Below are 22,269 nucleotides of genomic sequence, written 5' to 3'. Positions count from 1 at the left end.
GGCGCCAAGAGAGAAGAGAGAACGACCTCGATGGCTATTGCCGGGGTTCACCCGCCAAAAGCCACTGATGGGACTAGTTCAGACGCAGCTCGGTGGCGGGGGAGAACAGGTGCATCTTGCTGGGATCGATCTTGATCTTGACGACATCGCCGACTGTCGGAAGCGAACGCGGATTCACGCGAATCGTGGTGAGCTTGTTCTGGTCGGACATCACCGAGGAGTCCTCGGCGGCCGAGCCATCGGTGATGATGTTGCCATAGATGTATCCATCGGAGCCAAGATCCTCGACGTTCACGACCTTGAGGGAGAAGGCGTTGGCATCCGTGGACGCGGCCAGATCGGCATCTTCGGGGCGGAACCCAACGACGATCTGTCCCTTGTCCTCGGCGGTGAGCTTGCCGACGGCCTCGGCGGGAAGATCGAGGGTGTCCTCTCCGATCTTCGCCTTCCCGTTGACGACGGGGTGGGTGTTGATGTTCATCGAGGGAGATCCGATGAATCCGGCGACGAAGACGTTGTCCGGGTGATCGTAGAGCTCGGTCGGCGCGCCGACCTGCTGCAGAATCCCCAGCTTGATGACGGCGATGCGGTCGCCCATCGTCAGCGCCTCGGTCTGATCGTGGGTCACATACAGTGTCGTGACCCCGAGCTGACGCTGAAGGGCGGCGATCTGCGTACGCGTCTGCACGCGAAGCTTCGCGTCCAAGTTGGAAAGCGGCTCATCCATCAGGAACACCTTGGGCTGACGAACGATGGCGCGCCCCATGGCCACGCGCTGACGCTGGCCACCGGACAGGGCCTTGGGCTTGCGATCCAGATACTCGGTGAGGTCGAGGATCTCCGCGGCCTTCTCGACGCGCTCGCGGATCTCGTTCTTGGGCTTGCCCGCGATCTTCAGCGCGAATCCCATATTGTCCGCAACGGTCATATGGGGATACAGGGCGTAGTTCTGGAAGACCATGGCGATGTCACGGTCCTTCGGCTGCATTGTGGTGACGTCTTTGCCGCCAATATAGATACGGCCCTTGTTCACTTCCTCGAGGCCCGCAAGCATGCGCAGCGTCGTTGACTTGCCGCATCCAGAGGGACCCACGAGAACCAGGAACTCGCCATCCTTGATGTCAAGATTGAGGTCGTCGACCGAAGGGGTGTCGTTCCCCGGGTAGATTCGAGTGACGTGCTCGAAAACAACTTCCGCCATGATAATCATCCTTTCATCGGCAGGTACGTGCCGAACGATCCGTAGTGAAGGGTTTCCATGCCGCAGCCACGCAAACCGCAAAGGAAGCCGCGAGCATTGGCGTTAACTTTTGTGGTTCAGTGAAGGTCCTCTCCGTTGAGCCGATACTCACTATACACGCTTCCCGACGATGGCAACATCCACATATCCATATCCACGGAATTCACCGCAAGCGGCGAGCGGCCTACGGAGTCTCCGGTCAGAGAAACCGGAGACGCCGGTCAAAGAAAGGGAAAAGAGGGTGCAGGAATCGGTGGAGCAGCGCGGAAACCACGGCACGGGGGACTCCAGGTGGGGTACTCCGAGCGGGGGACTCCGAGCGGGGGACTCCGAGCGGGGGACTCCGGGATCGTCGGCGAGCGCGTATGGGGCGACTCCCCCCTAGGAAAGCACCGCCCGTGGCATCACTAGGATGGGTGATATGAGTGACGTCAACGCCCTGGATCTCGAACCCGGGAACATCGTGGGAGGATATGTCCTCGAATCCCGGCTGGGCGGAGGGGCCATGGGATCGGTGTGGCGCGTCCGCGATGGAGGCGGGCAGGAGTTCGCCATGAAGATCCTTCGCGATTCCCTATCGGATGACGACTCGTCCACCCAGTCCGCGGATCGCGGAGTGGCTCGGGAGAGACTGCGCCGGGAGGCCACGGCGCTTCGACGGATCAACCACGCCGGGGTATGCCGAATCGTCGACATGGAGCTGGACGACGCGATCGCCTTCATCGTCACCGAGCTCATCGAGGGCAACGATCTACGCGAGGACGTGCGCACGAACGGCGCCTACAAGGGGGGAGACCTCGAGCGGCTGGCCGAACGCCTCACGGACGCCGTGGAAGCCGTTCACGCCGCAGGCATCATCCATCGGGACATCAAACCCGGCAACGTGATGATCTCCGCCCGGGGACCGGTACTCGTGGACTTCGGCATAGCCATGAGCGAGAACCAGAGCCACGTGACCCGAACCGGACTGGTCATGGGGACTCCGGGCTTCATCGCGCCGGAGATCATCGAGGGCGCGGAATCGGACGAGACGACGGACTGGTGGTCGTTGTCCTCCGTTCTGGCGTTCGCCGCCACCGGACGTTCCGTGTTCGGAACGTCGCCGATGATGGCCGTGCTCCAGCGGGAGGCCGCCGGGAACGCTGATCTGACGGGCCTCCCTCCAGCAACGATGAAGGCCCTGCGATCGGCGCTCGACCCGCACCGCGACGAACGACCGGATCCACGGAGCCTCGTGGAGGCGATTCGATCCGATTCCGTCCACGGATCCATCTGGGCCACCTCCAAGGACGATCCTGACGCGAATGGCGCGGATGACCGCACGGCGGCGATGCCCCCTTTTGACGTCGGGGCGTCCTCGCCGCGAAGTCTGAGGACGATGTGGATGCCCATGGACGGAACGGTCCTCGAACGACGTTCTCATCCCGATCAGACGACGACGGCCGTCGCGACCGCGCAGATGGCCACACGGACCATGCCCGGCGGGCAGGAGCCGACGACGGCGATGGAGGCCCTCCCGCCACGACGCACGAGCGACGAGGAAACGGAGAAGGGGGAGACGGAAGATCCGACGTACGATCCGACGTACCCTCCCTTCCCCGAAGACGACTATCAGGGTCTCGGGCAGGAGACACCAGCCGCGGATCCGATCGGGGAGGAGTCACGGCGACGTCGCTCAGGGCGCATCCGCGTCACCGTCGCGGGTATTCCCATCACCCTTCTCTCCCTGGTCGTGCCGGTCTGGTCCATCCTTCTCGGCGGCCTCATGCTATGGATTCTCGCGGCAATCGGCGCCAGTCGCAGATTCCGCTGGCGCCGCGCCGCGCACCATGAAGGCCAGTGGAAAAAGTCCGACGCACTGCTGCGCGCGGCCGCCTCCCCGTGGCTCGTCCTATCGGCTCTGGGTACGGCGCTTCTTGTGACGGCGATCGCCGTCGCGATCAGCGTACCTGCAATCGCCGTCGCCATGATGACGCCTGCGCTGACCCATGCCGACATCACCATGACCATAGGCGGTTGGACACCCGTGATTCCGTTTCCCAGCGCAGAGACGCCCTCCACCACGGGCGCCATCGTGGCCATCATCGTCGGCGTCGCATGGACGATCGCCGTGAACACGGCACCTGCGCGAACCGCATGGTATGGCGCGGGAAGCATCTCGGCGCCGTCCGACTACCGCCGTATGGGAAACACCATCGTGGTCTGGACGATCATCTCATGCCTCGCATGCCTGCCTTTCCTTCTTGGCTACCCCCTGACATGCTCGCCGCTCGTGCCGTAACCGCCGTGACCACGGCATGGGCTATTCAGCGAACCGCGAATCCCCATAAGATACATGCCGCGAATCGACGCTCCATCGATTAGGATGTGTGCGGATGAGGACCACCCCCACTCCTTCACGAAAGGCTTCGCATGGCTCAGGGCAATCGACCGGGAAACGCCCGTCAATCACGATCGAACCGTCGGGCCGCGGAACGCGAGCGCGCACGGCAACAGGCCGAGCAGCAGGCGCGCGAGCGCCGGCAGCAGACCATCATCGGGTTGATCGTCACGATCGTTGTGGTGGCGCTCGTGGCAGTCATCGGCGTCGTCGTCTATCGCAACACCCATAAGAACACGGCCGCCCAGACGCAGAGCACGAAAGCCGCCTATTCGACGATGCGCGACTCGTCCGTCAAACCGTCCACTGCATCGAACACCGGCGGGATACTGTTCTCGAAGAACGGTTACGGAAAAACCATCGACGACGTGCCGACGATAGCCATCTACATGGATCCGCTGTGCCCCGGGTGCGGCAATTTCAACAGGGAGACGGATCCCACGCTGATCAGCATGTTCAATGCCGGACAGATCAATCTCGACATCCATCCCATGTCGTTCCTCGATTCCAGTTCGAGCGACGACTACTCAAGCCGCGCCTCCAGCTCCATCGCTTATATAGCCGATCATGATAGCGATCCCAGCCACCTTCTCAGCTACATATCCAATATCTACGCCGAGGGATTCCAACCCGATGAGGGTAGCTCCTACCAGTCGGTGAGCGACGCGAAGCTCAAGCAGCAGGCGATCAAGGCCGGAGTGCCCAAATCCGTCGCCGACAAGGCGTTCGAACGCACCTACCAGAAGTGGCTGACCGCGATCAACACCTACACTCCGACCCGTAAGGAGCTTTGGGGATCGAGCGGCTCCATGTCGACCCCCACGGTGACGGTCAATGGAACCATGATCGATCTCAGCGCCATATCGACGGCGGGACTCGATCTCAAGCAGGGCATCTTGAAGGCCATCGGACTGAAGGAATCCCAGATCGGCGACTCCTCCGCGCTACCGTCGATAGGGGGAACCGGAGCTCCCGCCGATTTCACATCAACCGAATCAACCGAATAGTGAATGCATCGGGTACGTCCCTGGGTCGTGTCGTCCCCGATGCTGGTATGCTGGACTGTCGTTCCCTTGCGGCGAGGTCTTTTCGTGGAGTTACTGTGCAGTTGTTTACTCTCCGCGAAGAGGATTCGCGGCGACGAATGAACGCCTCCTTAGCTCAGATGGCCAGAGCGGCCGCCTTGTAAGCGGCAGGTCGTCGGTTCGATCCCGACAGGAGGCTCTCGGTGCGTGTTTCGCGCTCACACGAATGCGTGTATTGTGTCATGAAGTTCGACTTACCCCCGAGTAAGCAGGCCAGAAGCCTTCCCCCAACTTTGGCTTCTGGCACATGAGGCGGAGCATCCCCCAACCCGCTCCCCCTCAGGGGCGGGAAATATCCCCTTCTCTCCCGCCCCACTACTTGAGGGATGGGTCGTCAATGACGACGGCCCCTCTTGCTGTTCGTGGCGCCTTACCGCTGCGCCACCATCCATGGAGACCACGCCACGGTGCCGATCCGGCATCGTACGCGATGGCTCCCTCTGCTCCCGGCAACACGCCCGTCGGATACCCGCGTCCGGGAAAAGACACGGCGGATTGTGCAAGGACTGCCAGAATGAGGGGCGTGCCCAAAGTCCCGAATCCCCATGCCGGTACAATGCAGATCGTTAGGCGCAACCGCGTGGCGGAAAGACATCCGCCGGCATGTGCTACAGGAGCGGAAGACGGAGGAACACCCGATGACACGACGTTGGACACCACAGCACGTCATCATCATGCGGCGTCTGCGCATCCTCATATGCGTCGCCGCCGTGGCCCTTGCCTGCGTCGCCGCCTTTCTGGTCGGGACGCGCAAATCGGTCGCACTGACCATCAATGGGGAGACGCGAACCGTCACGACCTACGCGATGAGCGTCGACCGCCTGCTCTCGGAACAGAACGTCGACGTGAAAAGCCATGATTCAGTCAGCTCCACAACGGGTGGGAGTCTGAGCAATCATAGCGTGGTCACGATCCGCAAGGCCTACCAAGCCACGATCACGATCGACGGTAAAGCCGTTCCGTTCTGGACCACGGCATCGAGCACGACACAACTGCTCCGGTTCTTCCAGTCGAACGAGAAGCAGTCCGAACGCGTTACCGTGAACATATCCAACGTCTACAACCAATTGACCGGTGGGATCGTTATCAGGCAGGACGGTCCGGTGACGGTCGTCGCGGACGGGAAAAAGACAACCGTGAAAAACGGGAAAGCGTCCGCCGCCTCGATTCTGGACACCGCTGGCGTGACCCTTGGCAAAAACGACAGGGTCAGCGTCGCGTTGGAGAACGGACGGACCATCCTGCGCGTCCAGCGCATCACGCATCGCACCGAATCCGAGACGATCTCCACCCCCTACGGGACCCAGACCGTGGTCGACGACTCGCTGTCGCCCGGGGAAAAAGTCGTCAAGCAGAAGGGCGTCACGGGATCGACTCGCCGCACATACGACGTGACCTATGCCGATGGAGTGGAGGATAGCCGAAAGCTAACTTCAACCACGGTCATCACCTCGCCCTTGGATGAGATAATCGCCGTCGGTCCGGAGAGCTCCGAGTCCACGCCCTCGCAGTCATCCGGTGACGGCTCCGGCAGCGGTTCCAGCTCATCGTCTGCCGGTGGGAGCTCCAGCGGAAGCACCAACGGGGGCGACAGCGACACCGCGTCGCCATCGCCATCGCCATCGACGTCGACGTCGACGTCGGGCGGCACCTCTCCCACGTCACCGCAGCCGACAACGCAGCCGACAACGGAACCGACGACGCCCACGACGCCCACGACGCCCACAAGCCCGACGACCCCATCCACTCCCGACCCGTCACCGTCGCCATCCCCCAACGACGATGATGACGACGACACTCCCTCCACGGCGCAGTTATGGCATCCCACCCCTGCTCAGGCACAGGCCTACGCTTCGGGAGCCGCGGCTGCATATGGCTGGACCGGACAGCAATGGACCGATCTGGTCTGGATCTGGAACCATGAATCCAGCTGGATGTGGTCGGCGGAGAACGCGAGCTCGGGCGCCTATGGCATCCCGCAGGCGCTTCCTGCCAGCAAGATGGCCGCCTTCGGTGCGGACTGGCGTAATGACGCGGCGATCCAGATATCGTGGGGTCTCAATTACATTAGCGAACGTTATGGGAGTCCATCAGAGGCACGCGCATGGTGGAACAAATATCATTGGTACTGACACCGGCCGCACGCCACGATAACCATATGCACCACCCGCCGTCTCCTCAAGGAGCTGACTTATGACCTCGACTGAGGGCCGGTTACTCGGAGCGTCCGACGTCCGGCGTCTGGCCGCCGAGCTTGATCTCGTCCCCACCAAGAAGCTAGGCCAGAATTTCGTCATCGATCCCGGAACCGTACGGAGGATAGTCCGCACCTCGGGCGTCACCGCCGACAGTTCGGTGATCGAGGTGGGCCCAGGTCTGGGTTCTCTGACTCTCGCCCTTCTCGAAACGGGATGCCGTGTGACCGCCATCGAAATCGATCCGCGTCTTGGCGCGCGTCTGGCGGCGACGATCACGGAGTTCATGCCCGCGGCGGCGCGACGGATCAGCGTCCTGATCAAGGACGGGATGGCCCTCACGCCTGACGATCTTCCGGATTGCGGCCAGCGCCGGGACCTGACTCTGGTGGCTAATCTGCCGTACAACATCGCCACGCCGCTTGTGCTGACGTTGCTTCAACGCTTCGACTCCATCCACGGCTTCACCGTCATGGTGCAGAAGGAGGTCGCGGACCGCATGGTGGCCTCCCCCGGAGGGAAGGCGTATGGCGCGCCCAGCGCGAAGCTCGCGTGGTACGGGCATGCCGAACGAACGGGAATCGTCGGGCGCAACGTCTTCTGGCCCATGCCGAACGTGGATTCGGCTCTCGTCTCCTTCACCCGCGAGCGACGGGCCCGCGACGACGACATGCGTCGACGGGTTTTCGAGATCATCGATGCCGCCTTCGGGCAGCGCCGGAAAACGCTGAGGCATGCCCTCCGGGGACTCGTGTCGGAGGAGGGATTCCTGCAAGCGGGAATCGATTCCGGCAGACGTGGGGAGACATTGGGAATAGAGGAGTTCTCGGCTTTGGCACGTGAAGCGGAAGGGGATGCCGATGCCTGCGACGTCCGATAAGACCATCGTCTCGGTGAGCTGCCCCGCCAAGGTCAATCTGACCCTTCACGTGTCCGCGCGACACGCGGAATGGGGGAACCGTCACGGTCTCGACACCCTTTACGCCGGAGTGGACATCATGGATACGGTGACCGTGTCCGAGCGCCCGCAGGGGGCCGGGCCGTCGCTGGGCATGTCCGGCGAGCGCCTGGGAGACTGGATGGCCTCCGATCTGGGAGGCCGCCTCAACCACGCGATGCGCGCGCTGGAGGCCATGTCCCGCATCAGCGGGCATGAGGACGACATCCGCATCGACATCGTCAAACGCATACCCATAGCCGCAGGATTGGCGGGAGGATCAACGGACGCCGCGGGAACCATCCTCGCGCTCGACAGGCTCTGGGAACTCCATTGGCCATTGGCTCGTCTGCAGGCCGTGGCATCCGATCTTGGCGCGGATATGCCCTTCTGCCTCTCCGGAGGGTTCGCCCACGGAGGCGGATACGGCGATATCATCAGCCCAATCGGCCGCAGCACCATGCAATACCGGAGTCTCGTCAGAAGCGGGTACACGGGACCGGTTATCCTCGGCGCCTATGACGAGCGCCTTTCGACGGCCCAGGTCTACGAGGCCTTCGACCGGATCGGAGCGGGGACGGGCGACGACAACGATCTGCAGCGCGCGGCCATCTCCCTGCATCCACGGAGTGGCGATGCCGTGCGGATGGCCTTGAAGGCCGGCGCCCGCCATGCCGTCGTATCGGGATCGGGACCGACCGTGGCGGCTTTCTGCACAGATGTCGCGATGGCCCGGGCTCTGTCCGCGCTCTGGCGCGACAACCATGCCGTCGACTACGTCATCACCGCCCGCTGCCCCGCGACGCCATCCATCCACGTGCGGCATCGGACCACGGGGGAGTCAGACGCGAAGGATACAGTAAAACCCATAATGACCGCGGCAGGGAGAAGAGCATGACAGGAAAAGATGAGCGCGAGGAGCGTAGACGATACGTGCGTAAACGCCAAAGAACCGTCTTCACGGTTCTTGGCGTGGTCATGCTCGTCATGGTGCTGACATCCTCGGTGTTCCTCTTCCATATCGGCGGCGCCGGACTTCAGTCGGTTCCCGAGGCGGCCCCCAACTATGGTCAGGCGGCCCCATGCGCCCCCACCGACAAAGCCAATCCGGAGGCGAAGTATCTGAGCTCGGCAAAGGTCACCATCCGCGTTCTCAACGGCACGCCATCATCGGGATTCGCGCAGGCGGTCGGGGACGCCCTCGCCAACAGGGGGTTCGCCGTCAATTCAATCGGCAACTATTCCGCGACGAACGTCGACCGCACGATTATCTACTTCGGCAAGAACGCCATCTCCGACGCCTACACGGTCAATAGCAACTTCACCGACGCCATGATGGTCATGGATGACAGAACCGACAAGCTCGTGGACATCGTCCTCGGATCGACCTTCAAGAACCTCCGCAGCAAGGGCAAAGTCCCCGCGGCGGGCAGTGCCATCGACAACATCAAGGGCTGCAAGGACGCGTCGGCCATGACCTCTCTTCCCAAAGCCATCGAGCATCCCGCCGTCAAGTAGACGCCATAGTAAACGCCACCGCGTGCGTTTCGCCTACTTCGGCTACTCCTGCCGTCCCTGCTCGTCAAACCACCGGCGCAGCTCCTTCAGAGCATTCTCCCTGCCCACGGGTCCACTATCAAGACGGTAGTCAAGCATATGGCGGTACGCCCTACCCACCACGGGGCCGGGCGCAAGGCCAAGGACGCCCATGATCTCGTTCCCGTCAAGCTCGGGACGTATGGCCGCGAGATTCTCGTCATGCCGCAACGCGTCCACGCGGGACTCCATATCATCCATCGCCGCGGAGAACATCCTCGCCTTGCGCTGGTTGCGCGTGGTCGTATCCGCGCGCGTCAGCCGGTTGAGCCGTTCGTACAGAGGACCCGCATCGCGCACATAACGCCGCACCGCCGAGTCCGTCCAGGGTTCGTCGACATACCCGTGGAAGCGCAGATGCAGTTCCACAAGCGTGGACACGTCATGGATGAGATGATGGTCGAAGCGCAACGCCTTCATCCTCTTCCGGGTCATCTGGGCCCCGACGACATCATGATGATGGAAGCTGACTTTCCCGCCGCCCTCGAATCGACGGGTCCGGGGCTTGCCGATATCATGCATCAACGCCGCCAGACGAAGCGTAAGATCCGGCGCGGGCACCGGACCGTCGTCGCCGGTTTCCAGCGCCACGGCTCGATCGAGAACGACCATCGTGTGCCCGAAAACATCCTTGTGCCGGTGATGCTCATCGATCTCAAGCTTCAATGCCGGAATCTCCGGGAAAACGACATCCGCCAGCCCCGAATCGGTCAGGGCCTCGACGCCCTCTCGGGGACGATCGGACAACAGCATCTTCACCAGCTCGTCGCGAACCCTCTCGGCGGAGACGATGGAGATTCGATCGGTCATGCCGGTGATGGCCTCGGCGGTCTCCGGCTCGATATGGAATCCCAGCTGCGCGACGAAACGCACGGCCCGCATCATCCTCAACGGATCGTCGTCGAACGACCGTCGAGGATCGATCGGCGTGCGCAAAACCCCATTGGCCAGATCGCTCGCGCCATGGAAGGGATCGACGAACGTCAGATCGGGAACCCTGAGGGCCATCGCGTTCACGGTGAAATCCCGACGCGACAGATCACCCTCAAGCGAGCGTCCATAGGTGACCTCGGGTTTGCGGGAATCGGACTCGTAGGCATCGGACCGGTAGGTCGTCACCTCGACCTTGACCTCCGTCCCATCCGGACGACGGCGCATCGCGCCCAACGTGCCGAACTTACGTCCCATATCCCAGAACCCGTCATGCCCCCACTGCCGAAGGATCCCCTCAAAGTCCTCGGGGTGCGCCGACGTGCAGAAATCCAGATCATGCGAGGGCCTGTGCAGGAGAAGATCACGCACGGGACCTCCCACCAGTGAGAGCTCATAACCTCGCGTGGCGAACAGTTTCCCCAACTCAATGGCCTCAGGCCAGACTTCACTATTCACACGAACCCTTTCACGGCAGGCATGTTTATGCGTCTTCCAGCATACCGTCACCGCACCTGCACATTGATTTGGGTAAGGTAAGAGACATGACCACCCCCGCCGACCTTGCTCGCATGATTGCCGATGCGAGGCTCCGACGCGCCCAAAACGAAGCCACGGACGGTCTGCTGCGATACAGCTCACGGAGCCATCAGTCGGATGGCGCGCACGAAGACGCCGGATCCGGCACGCCGACGCCCTCCATCATGCCCGCCCACCGCACCTCCGACACTCCGACGACCTTCGCATCGCTTGACGCGCAGGAGCTGCCCGTCGTCAGGGAGTACTCCGCCGGAGGCCTGATCTTCAATACGGAAAATCAGGTGGCGATCATAGCCAGGCACTCCCGCAGCGGACATCTGGAATGGTGCCTGCCCAAGGGGCACATCGAGCAGGGGGAGACCCCCCCGGAGACGGCTGTGCGCGAAGTCCACGAGGAGACGGGGATTCTCGGCGAAGTGGTGGACTCGATCGCCACGATCGACTACTGGTTCACCGGAAGCAATCAACGCGTCCATAAGCTTGTTCATCATTTCGCGCTCCACCGGATCTCGGGTGACCTCACCGTCGAAGGTGATCCCGACCATGAGGCGGAGGCCGCCATATGGGTCCGGTTCACCGATTTAGACGACGTGCTCAGCTATCCCAACGAAAGAAAAATCGTCTGGCTCTATGCCAGAAGACTCAACAGGTAGGGTCATGTCACAATCCAAAAAAGCGCGACGCGGCGCAGGCCCGAGGCGCACGCGGCTTATGGGGTCCCGCATGTCGGACATGGCCATCGCGTTGATGGCGACCCTCTCGCTTCTTGCCGGCATCCTCTTCGCCGCGGAGCCCCTCGATCAGGCGAGCGCGGACGAGTCCACGACGGGGGATGATGTCACCATCGCGATCACCGCGTCAACGTCCGTCGTCACGGCGACATCGGGCCTTCACATCACCGCGACCATCAGCAACCCCACGTCCAATACCCTTCCCGGCGGCACGCTGACGGCATCAACCAACCCGTGGTACACCTTCGTCTCCAAGAACGACATCCAGCAATGGGCCGACGCGAAGACGCCGATCCCGACGCCGACGACCCTCTCCACCATCTCCGTTCCCTCGATACAAGCCGAATCACACATAAGCGTGAGCATCGATGCGGACTCCCAGGACGAGGCGATGAAGAAGCTCACCACATGGGGGCCCAAGCCGCTTCTCCTCGAGTATCAGACGAGTTCGGACTCGGCCCGTCAGGTCACTGCGCATACCTTTCTGACGCGGTCCAATGATGGTCTGTCATCGGTGAAGACTCCCGCGATGAGCCTTACCGTGGCGGTTCCGCTCACCTCCCGACGATGGTCGACGAACACGAGCACTCTGTCATCGCTTCTGACGAAGGGGCCGAGCACCACGAGCTCGGACGCGTCGGACGCGCGGACGGGCGCCGGCATCACGGCCCTCGCATCCCCAAGCGCCGATGATCTCCGCGACTGGAAGCGCGTGCTTGCATCACACCCGCTTCTGCAATCAATAGCGGATCCCGAAGTGGTGGAGGCATCGACCACACCGCTCAAGGTTTCGGGAATCATGCAGACGTCGGCCTTCGACATCACCGCCGCCGCTACGGCATCCAGCAAGAGTCTGTCCGACGCGGGAATCGACGAATCCTCATGGAGCGCATCCACCGCCCTCGACCAGGCCCGCTCGTCGTTGGGGGACGACGATGCCGCAATAAGTTCCTACGCCTGGCAGGGGAGCGGACAGTGGACGCGCGCGGCACTGACCACGGCCGCGCGGCAAGGATTCACGACGGTGATCGCCGAGGGCGACTTCAACGGACAGGACACCGGCACCATCCACACCGGCAAATATGTCGTGTCCACCGATTCGGGAAATGTGACGGTTCTTGCGGCCCAGGATATCCTCTCGCAACTCGCGCAGGGGCAATCCACCTCCGCGTCGGCGGACGCCGAAGGCACGAGCGCCGGCCGCCTCGCCCGTTTCATGGCGCAAAGCGCGTTCTTCCAGATGCAGGAGCCTTATGTGTCACGTAATCCTCTTGTTCTTCTTGACGCCTCCACCACGCCCAAGGAGGCCGCGGAGCTTATGACGTCCATCGAAAGCGCATCATGGCTGACCCTCACGGATCTGACGACGTTGTCCAACGAGAAACCCTATCTCAGCGGATCGCAGGCCCTGGCGGTCCTTCCGCAATCATCGGGGATCAGCGCTGCGCGGAAGAAATCCCTCCATAGCACGTTGTCATCGCTCACCACGTCACGCTCCGAAATCACCAGATTCTCGACCAAAGTCCTTGATGAATCCTCCTCGCCATCTCCCACCACGTCGAGCACCGCGGCCACGCAGCAGGGTCACTGGACACGGGAGCTGCTGGCCGCCCAATCGGCCATTGCCATACGATCCCTCGCATGGCCGCTGAGTGACGCCTCGCGCACGTCCCTCAGCGCCAAGGCGTCCTCCATCGCGAAGAGTCTGTACTCGGCGATCACCCTCACTCCCTCCGAGGGCGTGACCGTGGTCAGCGAGACCGCATCGATGCCCGTCACCGTCAGCAACGCGAATCCCTATCCAGTTCACGTGAAGCTCTCCTCCCTGACCGACTCCATGGAAATCGTGACGTCGCGGTTCAGCGAGGCCGTCATCCCGGCCCATAGCGAGACGCAGGTGACCTTCACCATCCGGGTTGCGACGTCCGGATCCGCCATCGCGCGCATCGCCGTACTCGACCGCGACGGCGATGCGATCTCCGATGAACGGACGACGACCATCACCAGCTCCCTGCAAATCAACGACAAAAGCGGTCTCGTCATCATCGTCATCGCCGTCATCTTCGCGGTTCTCGGCCTGTGGCGTCAATTCCACCGGCGCAAGGATCCTGACGAATGAGCGCCTCGACCAGCCGCAATTCGATGATCATGGCCGTGGGCACGGCCGCATCACGGGTCACGGGCCAGATTCGCAGCATTCTCCTCGCGGCGGCCATCGGAACGACCGGCATGGCCGCCAACGCCTATCAGGCCGGTTCGATGATCCCCCAGGTGATTTTCACTCTGGTCTCAGGCGGTATATTCAATGCCGTCCTCGTGCCTCAGATCGTCAGAACCCTGCAATCGCGGAACGCGAAGGAACAGCTCGACAAGCTGATCACCGTCGCCCTGACGCTGCTTATTGTGATTACCGTGGCGATGACCGCCGCGACGCCTCTTCTCACCTGGCTCTACACCAATGGCGACAAGGACATGAGGGCGCTGACGAACGCCTTCACCTTATGGTGCATGCCCCAGATTTTCTTCTACGGGCTCTATACCGTCATCGGACAGATCCTGGCCGCGCAGAACCGTTTCGGGGCATACGCTTGGAGTTCCGTGGGCGCGAACCTCATCAGCGCACTGGGATTCGTCATCTTCATTCTGCTGTTCGGCAAGGCCGATTCCCGACCGCTCGAGTTCTGGACGGCGGCTCCCATCGCTCTGACCGCCGGTGCATGGACTCTGGGCGTTGCTTTCCAGGCGTTGGTGCTGTTCCTGCCTCTGGCGCGTTCCGGGATACGGTATCGACCCCGTCTGGGCCTGCATGGAATCGGCCTGCGATCCATGGGACCCGTGGCCGCGTGGAGTCTGGGAATCGTGATCGTCGGGCAGCTCGTCACCATCGTTGATACACGCGTGACGACCAGCGCCCCCATCACGGCGGCCCGACTGCACGGGGCCAGCCAGCTTACGGTCGCGGGAAACGCCACCTATCAGAACGCCTACACCCTCTGGATCCTGCCGTATTCCCTTATCGCCGTGTCCGTTTCGACGGCGGTCTTCCCCGTTATCTCACGACACATCGCACAACATGACCTCACGGCGGCCCGGAATGAGATCAGTCAGGCGCTCCGTGACGTCGGCGTGATGATGTGCTTCTTCGCCGCCGCATTCATGGTGATGGCCGCCCCCATTGCTAAATCGCTTCTTCCTTCCATCAGCACCCAGGAGGCCCTGCTGATGGCCAGTCCGCTCACGGCCCTGGCGATATGCCTTCCCCTGTCCAGCGCCTATCTGATCATCCAGCGCTCGTTCTTCGCTTTCGAGGATGGCCGTTCTCCGTTTATTTTCGCGGTAATGCAGGAGGCGGTGCATCTTCTGATCCTTCTTATCGGAATCCGGCTTCTGCCGCCCGAGCATTGGGTGACCCTTCAGGGGCTGGCCGTCACCCTATCCACGATTCTGGCGTTCCCCGCCCTTATGATGATGCTCCGACGTCGCCTGAACGACAGCATCGATGGGCACCGCCTCATGGCATGCTATTCGAAGTCCGCAGTGGCGGCCGCCTTCGCCATCGCGGCTGGTCTGCTCGTTCGTCCGGCCACCTATCATCTGGTCGGTGCGACGTGGGCATCGATGACGTGGATTCAGGCCATGGTCATCTGCGTCATCCTGACCGTCGTTCTGGTTCCCGTGTATCTCCTGACATTATGGGTGCTGCGCTCTGAGGAGCTACGGACCACGTGGATCCGACTCAGACGGAGGCTTCCTATCTGGTTAAGGGAATCGGCGGCATCGCGCCAGGATCATGGGATGTGGCCCACCCGCGGAATCCAGCATTACGACCCCACACGGAATCGCCGTCGCGACACTCATAATCGCAACGGTGATGATGGCCGTCCATACGGCCAGGGGCATCTATAGAATGACCTCAGCATCACATAGTGTGGGATGCCCTACGCATCGTATGGAGTCTGAACAATGAGCAAGCCCAGTCTGGGAGACACGATCATCAACCGGTACACGCTGGTGACACGTCTGAGAACCGTCGACGGATTGCAGGCATGGAAGGCAAGCGACCGTGTTCTGGCCCGCGACTGCCAGTTGTTCCTCGTCAACGACAAATCCTCACTGCCGCATGTCAACTCGATCGCGTCCTCGTTGGCGTTGTCGCGGAACACGCACTGCACCCGCGTGCTCCAGCTTCATCACGCCGGTCCCGTGGCCGTGATCGTCACGGCGCTGGACAGCGGGTTGTCATTAACCGATTACCTTCAGGGACCCGCCGGGCACACCCTCTCGTACGAGGCCATACGAACGATTATCGGCGAATGCGCCAGGGCTCAGCAGCAGCTGCTGGTGGATGGCATAACGCATGAATCCGTCAGCACGGACACAATCCGCATCGCCCTGACCGGAGTCCAGATAACGGACGCCCCGATCAGTCCCCTGCTCTCCGAGATGTCCGGCGCGCCCTCGGGACTTCCCAGAGAACAGCTGGCCACGCGACAGCTGGCGGCGGTCCTCTACTCACTACTGATGCGAACGCCATCAAGCGTCAATCCGTCTTTCGACATCAACGCGTTGGACGTCCAAACGCCAAGTGAGCTACGCCTTATCTGCGCACGGGGCCTCGGCATAGACGATCCCCAGCAGGGAAGCCGGCATACCATTCCCATGGCGTCTCTGTCCGAACTCACCGCCCTGCTCGGCTCATGGACTCCCATGGAATCGCTTAATGGCACGGATATCGCGGTTCCCGGCATCGACGGGGATAATTCCATCATCAATGTCCACATCCGTCAGGTGGATCCTCCGAATCTCGTGCCCGTTCCGGACGACATCGTCGCCAGCAGCCCTTTGGCCGCCATGCCCAGCAGCATCTTTCCCATGTCGCAAACCGCTACCTTCACCAAAATCCCCCCACGTTCAGTGGAAAGCTCCGGGGCGGAAACCGCCACAGGAACGGGATCCACACCACCTGCCGCCGGGACCGGATATGGGCCGGCCACGTCACCCATCCAGCCCGCCCTGCCCAGCGAAACCGCATCAACAAATTCATGGCGCTCGCTGTGGGGTAAAGGCCGGTCCATGCTATCCGGAGGCGACGTCGACGACCGTCAGAAGGCCCCGACGCCGGCGCCGTCCACGCCAACGCCGGATCCACGTTTCCATGACATTGCCGCCGCGGAGATGGCCGACATTCTCGCTCCGACGGATGCGGAGACAGGCGGATCGTTGTTCCCCACATTGGAGACCCCCCAGAACGGGCACAGTCAAACGGCCTCAACCGTCAACTTCGATTTCTCGACCAAACCTCTCCCCGCTCCCGTCCCTCACGCAAGACCGCATGACACGGACTTCAGCTATCATCCGCGCACCGAATCGACCGGCAGCATCCCGATTTTCGGGGAGGATGGGTCGCTTGTCCTCCCCGGCCAGGAATCGGCGCGGTCACTTCTTGCCGAGAAGCAGGCGAAGGAGAAGGCGGGAGCCGCCGGGCTTCCACCGAGCTTCGTTCCCAAGTCCCAACAGGGCGAGGCCGCGAATCCCGATGAACCGGATCTGGCGGACACGCCGCTGCTGAGCCGGTTCACGACAAAGGTGATCGCGGTTTTCGTGATCGCGGCCATCGTGGCCGTGGCCCTGGCGTTCGCACTCCGTGAGTTCATGGGCAGTTCGCAAGGCGGCGTGTCATCAAGTGCAAGCGGTCCGTGGCCCGAAATGAACCTCAACGACGTCCCCTTCGGCGACCAGACCGCCACCTCCTCACAGGGATCCTCCTCGGCTTCGTCATCCGCATCCGCATCCTCCAGCTCGTCCTCGGCTTCGTCATCGTCCAGTGCAACGGAAAAGAAGAAGTCGACGGTCATTCATCTGGACAAAACCGTCTCCGCGGTCCCGACGCCCGCCGTTCCGCAGAACAACACGCCCTTTGACATCGATAAGCAGGAGTTCCTCACGAATCCCGCGAACCAGCAGGGATACGGCTACTACATGCATCTCAGTTCCGAACAGACGGTGTATCGTTTCGTCATCACCATCCGCTCCTCAGGGGGGACCGGCTATCTTCTCGCAAAGACGACGGACGACCCGACCCAGGGAACGCAGGTCGCGAAGTTCACCTTCGATACCAGTGGCACCACCGACGTAAAGCTCACCAAGCCCATCAAGGCGCAGGACTTCATGTTGTGGGTACCGATCGACAGTCTTCCGAACAACCAGCTTTACATCAATTCGGTTAAGCTTTACTGATGCTCGGTTAGGCTTTGCCTGATGTATTGACGTTCCCGCCCAAACGGAGGGAACCACGATGTAAACTTTCACGCCGTATGATCAATGGTCATGGGCGGTTCATCCCAATGCCCCTATGCGCCGGGATGCGGGCCGTGGGGGCGTACGGACGGATGGGCCCGGTACTGTACAAGATTCGTGCCGGTTTGACGCCTTATGGCCAACAAGGGTCCATCGGGACTACAGTGCTCAATGGTATGCGCTTCAGCGCTTGAAGGAAGGTCGAACATGTCCGAGACGCCCACCAATGCCTCCACTTCGAAAGTCATCAGGAACGATCCGTGGTTTGGTTCCTATGCCGCTCGCGCGGAGGCCATGCGGGCGTCGGAGATCCGCGCGCTGTTCGCCGTCGCGTCCCGGCCCGAGGTGGTCTCGCTGGCCGGCGGGATGCCTTATCTCGATTACATGCCTTTCGCTGAGCTGTCCGAATTGATCGCCAAGATGATGGTGGACAAGGGCGATGTGGCCTGGCAATACGGTTCAGCACAAGGCGACCCCCATCTGCGTGAGGACGTACTGCAGATCATGGAGCTGGAGGGCATCAACGACGTCCAGCCGGATGATGTGGTCATCACCAACGGCTCACAGAACGCCCTCGATCTCATCACTCGAATCATGTGCGACCCGGGCGACGTGGTCCTCGCTGAGGCGCCGAACTATGTGGGGGCCTTGGGGGTCTTCCAGTCCTTCCAGGTCGATGTGGTCAATGTGCAGCTGGACAAGGACGGACTGATCCCCGAATCCTTCGAGAACGCCATCGTCGAGCAACGAGCACTGGGCAAGAGGGTCAAGTTCCTTTACACGGTGCCGAATTTCCACAATCCCGCGGGAGTGACCTTGAGCGTCGAGCGCAGGCCGCGGATTCTGGAGATAGCTCGCCGGCATCACGTCCTCATCGTCGAGGACAATCCCTATGGACTTCTGGGCTTCGACGGCCAGACCTATCCTGCCCTGCGATCAATGGACGCGGAGAACGTCGTATATCTTTCAAGCTTCTCGAAAATCATCGCGCCCGGCATGCGCATAGCATGGATGGTCGCCCCTCCGGGAATCCGTCACAAACTCGTGCTCGCCAATGAGGCATCGATTCTCTGTCCGTCGAATATGAGCCAGTTCACCATCACCACGTATCTTGACAATTTCGATTGGCGTCGACAGATCAACGACTACCGGGGGATGTACAAGGGCCGCTGCGAGGCGATGGATTCCGCACTGCGTGAATATCTTCCCTACTGCTCCTGGAACAAGCCACGGGGCGGCTTCTACATCTGGCTCAAGATACCGGAGGGTCTGGATTCGCGAGCCATGCTCCCACGTGCGATAACCGCCAAGGTCGCCTACGTCGCGGGGACCGGATTCTACACGAACGGCGAAGGCTCCGACCATATGCGTCTGTCCTTCTGCTATCCCAAGCCCGAGCGCATTCAGGAGGGCATCCGCCGTCTTGCTTCCGTCATCGACGCAGAGAGGCAGACGGCCGAACTGTTCGGCACCTCGGGAGCATCGGACCCCCATCCCCATGATTCGGAGGTGCCCGGACCGCAGGTCATCTGATGTTCCGGACATGGGCTTCCCGCCCCTCCATCCACGCAACCGGGGAAGCTCCCATCCCTTTCCCGATAACCCCACGTCATCCCGCACACACCACTTAACCCATCCCATGCAATGAAAGGCGGCACAGCAATGGAGACAGCCATCGACGACGACAAGGACAAGACCACAAGCGGATACGATCGTCCCAACACCACGGTTCTGATTGTTTGTGGAGGCTTGAGCCATGAGCGGGACGTCTCCCTCAGCTCCGGCCACCGCGTGGGAGGTTTTCTTGAGGAGGCGGGCTGGAAAGTCGCCTTCCATGATATGGATAGTGAGCTCCTGCCGTATCTGTCCTCCAGCAGCACGCGACCGGACATAGTCTGGCCGCTTCTTCATGGAGCCAACGGTGAAGACGGTTCCATCAGGGACATTCTTGAAATGGAGGGACTGCCATATATCGGCTCCCGCGCGAAGGCGTCACGCACCGCATGGAGCAAACCGATCGCCAAGAATGTGGTGCGGAAGCTGGGGGGATTGTCCACACCGCATTCGGTGACGCTCCCGGAATCGATGTTCCGCGAGCTCGGAGCCAACAAGGTCATCGATCTGCTCGTCCAGTCACTGGGGCTTCCTCTTTTCGTCAAACCCACGATGGGTGGTTCGGCGTTGGGATGCACACTGGTGACCAATGCCGACAAGCTCCCCGAAGCGATGGTCACCTGCTTCGCCTATGGCGATGTCGCCTTGGTCGAGCAGGCGGTGACGGGGACCGAGGTGTCGGTTTCGATTCTCGAGATCAACGGAACGCTTGAGGTTCTTCCTCCGTTGGAGATCTCCACCCCCAATGGGACATACGATTATGACGCGCGATACACCCCCGGACCCACGGATTTCTATGTTCCAGCACGGCTTCCGGAATCCGTTCTGGAATCCCTCAAAACCGCTGCGGTGTCTGCTCACAAAACCCTCAGTCTTCGCGACATCTCTCGCACCGATTTCATTGTCGACGCCGACGGCGTCCCCCAGTTCCTTGAATCCAACGTGACGCCGGGAATGACCGATACCTCGTTATTGCCGCAGGCCGCCGTCGCCGCTGGCCATCAGCTGCCCCAGCTGTATTCTCGGCTTGTGGAATCGGTGCTCGACCAGAACAGGGCAATACCGCACGCCTAGCCGACGATCACATACCCGGCATGCCCATAGTTTCCTGGCGCCCGCTTCGAGTGGGGGCTTGCTTTGTGATTGTCTGCTGTGTGATCATTGCCTATTCTCGTGGTTGCCTATTTTTGGTATCTGTTTGCGTGGCATCTGTTTCCGGCATCTGTTTCCGACGGCTGTTTCCGACGCTTGTTTCCGGCGATATCCGGTTCCGGTTCCGTCTGTTTCTGAATGGGCCCATTTCGGGCGATACCGGTCCACGCCGAAAACAGTCATCTGGTTCCCGCACCCGATTCCTCGCTCGCTCGACAGCGGTCCATTATTGGTATCGCGATATGGGGACTGGGGCATCGGCTATCTTTCCCTGTTGCACGGTAGGTTGCGGGGTAAGGGGTAAAGGGTAAGAGTAAGGGGTAAAGAGTAAGAGTAAGAGTAAGAGTAAGGATTAAGGGATTGTAAGTCATCCGAATGACGCTACGGAATTACACTCACTATGGCGATGGCGTTTGGCGCCGCCGATGCACCGTTCCCGGGCCGGATCGAGTACGGGACGGCATCACACTCACGCCGGGAGGAAGCCAGTCTGCTGGCAACATGAATGGTTTTGCTAATAGCCCATACCCCATGATGCGTCCCTGATGTTATGGTGACTTTATGACTGAAAGTACGCGCGATGTCGTCATCATTGGTTCAGGGCCAGCGGGCTATACTGCGGCGATCTATCTTTCCCGGGCGGGCTACCATCCCCTGATGATCGCGGGCGCCATCTCACCGGGTGGTCAGCTCGTCAATACCACGGAAGTGGAGAATTATCCCGGCTTTCCAGATGGAATCATGGGACCCGATCTTATGGATGCCATGCAGAAGCAGGCGGAGAAGTTCGGCACCGACATCATATGGGACGACGTCGTCAATGTCGATTTCGCACATGATCTCAAACGCCTTGAGTGCGAAAGTGGCGACGTGGTCAATGCCACAGCGGTCGTTGTCGCCACCGGATCCACCGTCCGTAAGCTCGGGGTCCCCGGCGAAAAGGAATATTCGGGACGTGGTGTCTCTTATTGTGCCACCTGTGATGGATTCTTCTTCAAGGACCTGCCGATTGTCGTGGTGGGCGGAGGCGACAGTGCCCTCGAAGAGGCTGATTTCCTTTCCAGATTCGGCTCATCGGTGACACTGATTCACCGCCGTGACACATTAAGGGCATCCAAGATCATGGTCGATCGGGCCACGGCCAATCCCAATATCACATTCCGTATGAACTCCATCGTCACCGAGATCCTTGGAGACGATCAGGGGGCATCCAAGGTAATGCTCAAGGACACCACGACCGGGGCGACGGGCGAATTACCCGCGAAAGGGGTGTTCATCGCCATCGGCTACACGCCGTCGACCGCATTCCTCGAGGGAGCGCTTCACTGCGACGATCATGGCTATATCACGGTCGACGGAGCGACGACGAAAACGTCACTCCCGGGAGTCTTCGCAGCGGGCGACGTCGTCGACAGCGTTTATCGCCAGGCCGTCTCGGCGGCAGGGATGGGTTGTCGCGCAGCCTTGGACGCACAGGAGTATCTGATTTCCCAAGGCCATACTGCTTGATAATTCACACCATAATCGGGTCATGCGATAACGTCAGTCATGCAGGCGATTGCATGACTGACG

At 61.3% G+C, this 22,269-nt stretch carries 15 protein-coding genes and 1 tRNA gene; 14 read left to right on the top strand and 2 right to left on the bottom strand.

Features of this window, described 5'->3' with window-relative positions; translation table 11 throughout:
- Positions 1-73 precede the first annotated feature (73 nt).
- Positions 74-1,201, bottom strand: a complete 1,128-nt coding sequence (locus tag BMIN_RS00155) for an ABC transporter ATP-binding protein (RefSeq protein ID WP_022861785.1) — start codon at positions 1,199-1,201, stop codon at positions 74-76.
- Between the two features lie 451 nt (positions 1,202-1,652).
- Here BMIN_RS00155 and BMIN_RS00150 point away from each other — a divergent pair, with 451 nt between their 5' ends.
- The 7 genes from BMIN_RS00150 (at position 1,653) to BMIN_RS00120 (ending at position 9,355) form a co-directional block, all read left to right on the top strand.
- On the top strand, positions 1,653-3,521 hold the full coding sequence (locus BMIN_RS00150) for a serine/threonine-protein kinase (protein WP_033395795.1): 1,869 nt from the start codon (positions 1,653-1,655) through the stop codon (positions 3,519-3,521).
- A 131-nt stretch (positions 3,522-3,652) separates the two neighbouring features.
- Complete coding sequence (locus tag BMIN_RS00145; protein WP_022861787.1) at positions 3,653-4,627, top strand: DsbA family protein; 975 nt, start codon at positions 3,653-3,655, stop codon at positions 4,625-4,627.
- A gap of 143 nt (positions 4,628-4,770) precedes the next feature.
- Positions 4,771-4,844, top strand: a tRNA-Thr gene (locus BMIN_RS00140).
- A 499-nt stretch (positions 4,845-5,343) separates the two neighbouring features.
- Positions 5,344-6,837 carry an aggregation-promoting factor C-terminal-like domain-containing protein gene (locus tag BMIN_RS00135; protein WP_022861788.1) on the top strand — a complete coding sequence of 498 codons (1,494 nt, stop codon included), beginning with the start codon at positions 5,344-5,346 and terminating at the stop codon, positions 6,835-6,837.
- 61 nt (positions 6,838-6,898) lie between these two features.
- Positions 6,899-7,780 (top strand): 16S rRNA (adenine(1518)-N(6)/adenine(1519)-N(6))-dimethyltransferase RsmA, encoded by an 882-nt coding sequence (rsmA, locus tag BMIN_RS00130; protein ID WP_022861789.1) that lies wholly within the window; start codon positions 6,899-6,901, stop codon positions 7,778-7,780.
- A complete protein-coding gene (locus BMIN_RS00125) occupies positions 7,761-8,735 on the top strand; it encodes a 4-(cytidine 5'-diphospho)-2-C-methyl-D-erythritol kinase (protein WP_152595239.1) in 975 nt (324 codons plus the stop codon). Before rsmA ends, BMIN_RS00125 begins: the two co-directional genes overlap by 20 nt.
- A complete protein-coding gene (locus tag BMIN_RS00120; protein WP_022861793.1) occupies positions 8,732-9,355 on the top strand; it encodes a LytR C-terminal domain-containing protein in 624 nt (207 codons plus the stop codon). Before BMIN_RS00125 ends, BMIN_RS00120 begins: the two co-directional genes overlap by 4 nt.
- 42 nt (positions 9,356-9,397) lie before the next feature.
- On the opposite strand, the gene BMIN_RS00115 is transcribed toward BMIN_RS00120, so the two are convergent.
- Positions 9,398-10,822, bottom strand: a complete 1,425-nt coding sequence (locus tag BMIN_RS00115) for a CCA tRNA nucleotidyltransferase (protein WP_026647627.1) — start codon at positions 10,820-10,822, stop codon at positions 9,398-9,400.
- A 245-nt stretch (positions 10,823-11,067) separates the two neighbouring features.
- Here BMIN_RS00115 and BMIN_RS00110 point away from each other — a divergent pair, with 245 nt between their 5' ends.
- From BMIN_RS00110 to trxB, 7 genes are all read left to right on the top strand, one after another.
- Positions 11,068-11,556 carry an NUDIX hydrolase gene (locus tag BMIN_RS00110; RefSeq protein ID WP_420796708.1) on the top strand — a complete coding sequence of 163 codons (489 nt, stop codon included), beginning with the start codon at positions 11,068-11,070 and terminating at the stop codon, positions 11,554-11,556.
- Between the two features lie 70 nt (positions 11,557-11,626).
- Positions 11,627-13,753: a DUF6049 family protein gene (locus tag BMIN_RS00105; protein ID WP_022861796.1), complete on the top strand. Its 2,127-nt coding sequence runs from the start codon at positions 11,627-11,629 to the stop codon at positions 13,751-13,753.
- Complete coding sequence (gene murJ, locus BMIN_RS00100; protein ID WP_081648080.1) at positions 13,750-15,540, top strand: murein biosynthesis integral membrane protein MurJ; 1,791 nt, start codon at positions 13,750-13,752, stop codon at positions 15,538-15,540. Before BMIN_RS00105 ends, murJ begins: the two co-directional genes overlap by 4 nt.
- A 57-nt stretch (positions 15,541-15,597) precedes the next feature.
- Complete coding sequence (locus BMIN_RS00095) at positions 15,598-17,871, top strand: protein kinase family protein (protein ID WP_051126476.1); 2,274 nt, start codon at positions 15,598-15,600, stop codon at positions 17,869-17,871.
- Positions 17,872-18,138: 267 nt separating this feature from the next.
- On the top strand, positions 18,139-19,464 hold the full coding sequence (locus BMIN_RS00090) for an aminotransferase-like domain-containing protein (protein ID WP_022861797.1): 1,326 nt from the start codon (positions 18,139-18,141) through the stop codon (positions 19,462-19,464).
- 129 nt (positions 19,465-19,593) lie between these two features.
- Positions 19,594-20,619 (top strand): D-alanine--D-alanine ligase family protein, encoded by a 1,026-nt coding sequence (locus BMIN_RS00085; RefSeq protein WP_022861798.1) that lies wholly within the window; start codon positions 19,594-19,596, stop codon positions 20,617-20,619.
- Between the two features lie 639 nt (positions 20,620-21,258).
- The gene (gene trxB, locus BMIN_RS00080) at positions 21,259-22,206 is read left to right on the top strand and encodes a thioredoxin-disulfide reductase (protein WP_022861799.1); all 948 of its coding nucleotides are present in this window, start codon (positions 21,259-21,261) and stop codon (positions 22,204-22,206) included.
- Positions 22,207-22,269: the final 63 nt, after the last annotated feature.

Source organism: Bifidobacterium minimum (assembly GCF_000741645.1).
In the GTDB taxonomy this organism is placed as follows: domain Bacteria; phylum Actinomycetota; class Actinomycetes; order Actinomycetales; family Bifidobacteriaceae; genus Bifidobacterium; species Bifidobacterium minimum.
The sequence above is the reverse complement of the archived record's forward strand: the minus strand, read 5'-3'. Positions and strand labels throughout refer to the sequence as shown.

Bases quoted from the DNA above. Each gene is read 5' to 3' on its own strand.
- BMIN_RS00145 (WP_022861787.1), top strand. From the start codon at position 3,653: ATGGCTCAGGGCAATCGACCGGGAAACGCCCGTCAATCACGATCGAAC.
- BMIN_RS00105 (WP_022861796.1), top strand. From the start codon at position 11,627: ATGTCGGACATGGCCATCGCGTTGATGGCGACCCTCTCGCTTCTTGCC.
- BMIN_RS00125 (WP_152595239.1), top strand. From the start codon at position 7,761: ATGCCTGCGACGTCCGATAAGACCATCGTCTCGGTGAGCTGCCCCGCC.
- trxB (WP_022861799.1), top strand. From the start codon at position 21,259: ATGACTGAAAGTACGCGCGATGTCGTCATCATTGGTTCAGGGCCAGCG.
- BMIN_RS00135 (WP_022861788.1), top strand. From the start codon at position 5,344: ATGACACGACGTTGGACACCACAGCACGTCATCATCATGCGGCGTCTG.
- BMIN_RS00150 (WP_033395795.1), top strand. From the start codon at position 1,653: ATGGGTGATATGAGTGACGTCAACGCCCTGGATCTCGAACCCGGGAAC.
- BMIN_RS00155 (WP_022861785.1), bottom strand. From the start codon at position 1,201: ATGGCGGAAGTTGTTTTCGAGCACGTCACTCGAATCTACCCGGGGAAC.
- BMIN_RS00090 (WP_022861797.1), top strand. From the start codon at position 18,139: ATGTCCGAGACGCCCACCAATGCCTCCACTTCGAAAGTCATCAGGAAC.
- rsmA (WP_022861789.1), top strand. From the start codon at position 6,899: ATGACCTCGACTGAGGGCCGGTTACTCGGAGCGTCCGACGTCCGGCGT.
- BMIN_RS00095 (WP_051126476.1), top strand. From the start codon at position 15,598: ATGAGCAAGCCCAGTCTGGGAGACACGATCATCAACCGGTACACGCTG.
- BMIN_RS00110 (WP_420796708.1), top strand. From the start codon at position 11,068: ATGCCCGCCCACCGCACCTCCGACACTCCGACGACCTTCGCATCGCTT.
- BMIN_RS00120 (WP_022861793.1), top strand. From the start codon at position 8,732: ATGACAGGAAAAGATGAGCGCGAGGAGCGTAGACGATACGTGCGTAAA.
- murJ (WP_081648080.1), top strand. From the start codon at position 13,750: ATGAGCGCCTCGACCAGCCGCAATTCGATGATCATGGCCGTGGGCACG.
- BMIN_RS00085 (WP_022861798.1), top strand. From the start codon at position 19,594: ATGGAGACAGCCATCGACGACGACAAGGACAAGACCACAAGCGGATAC.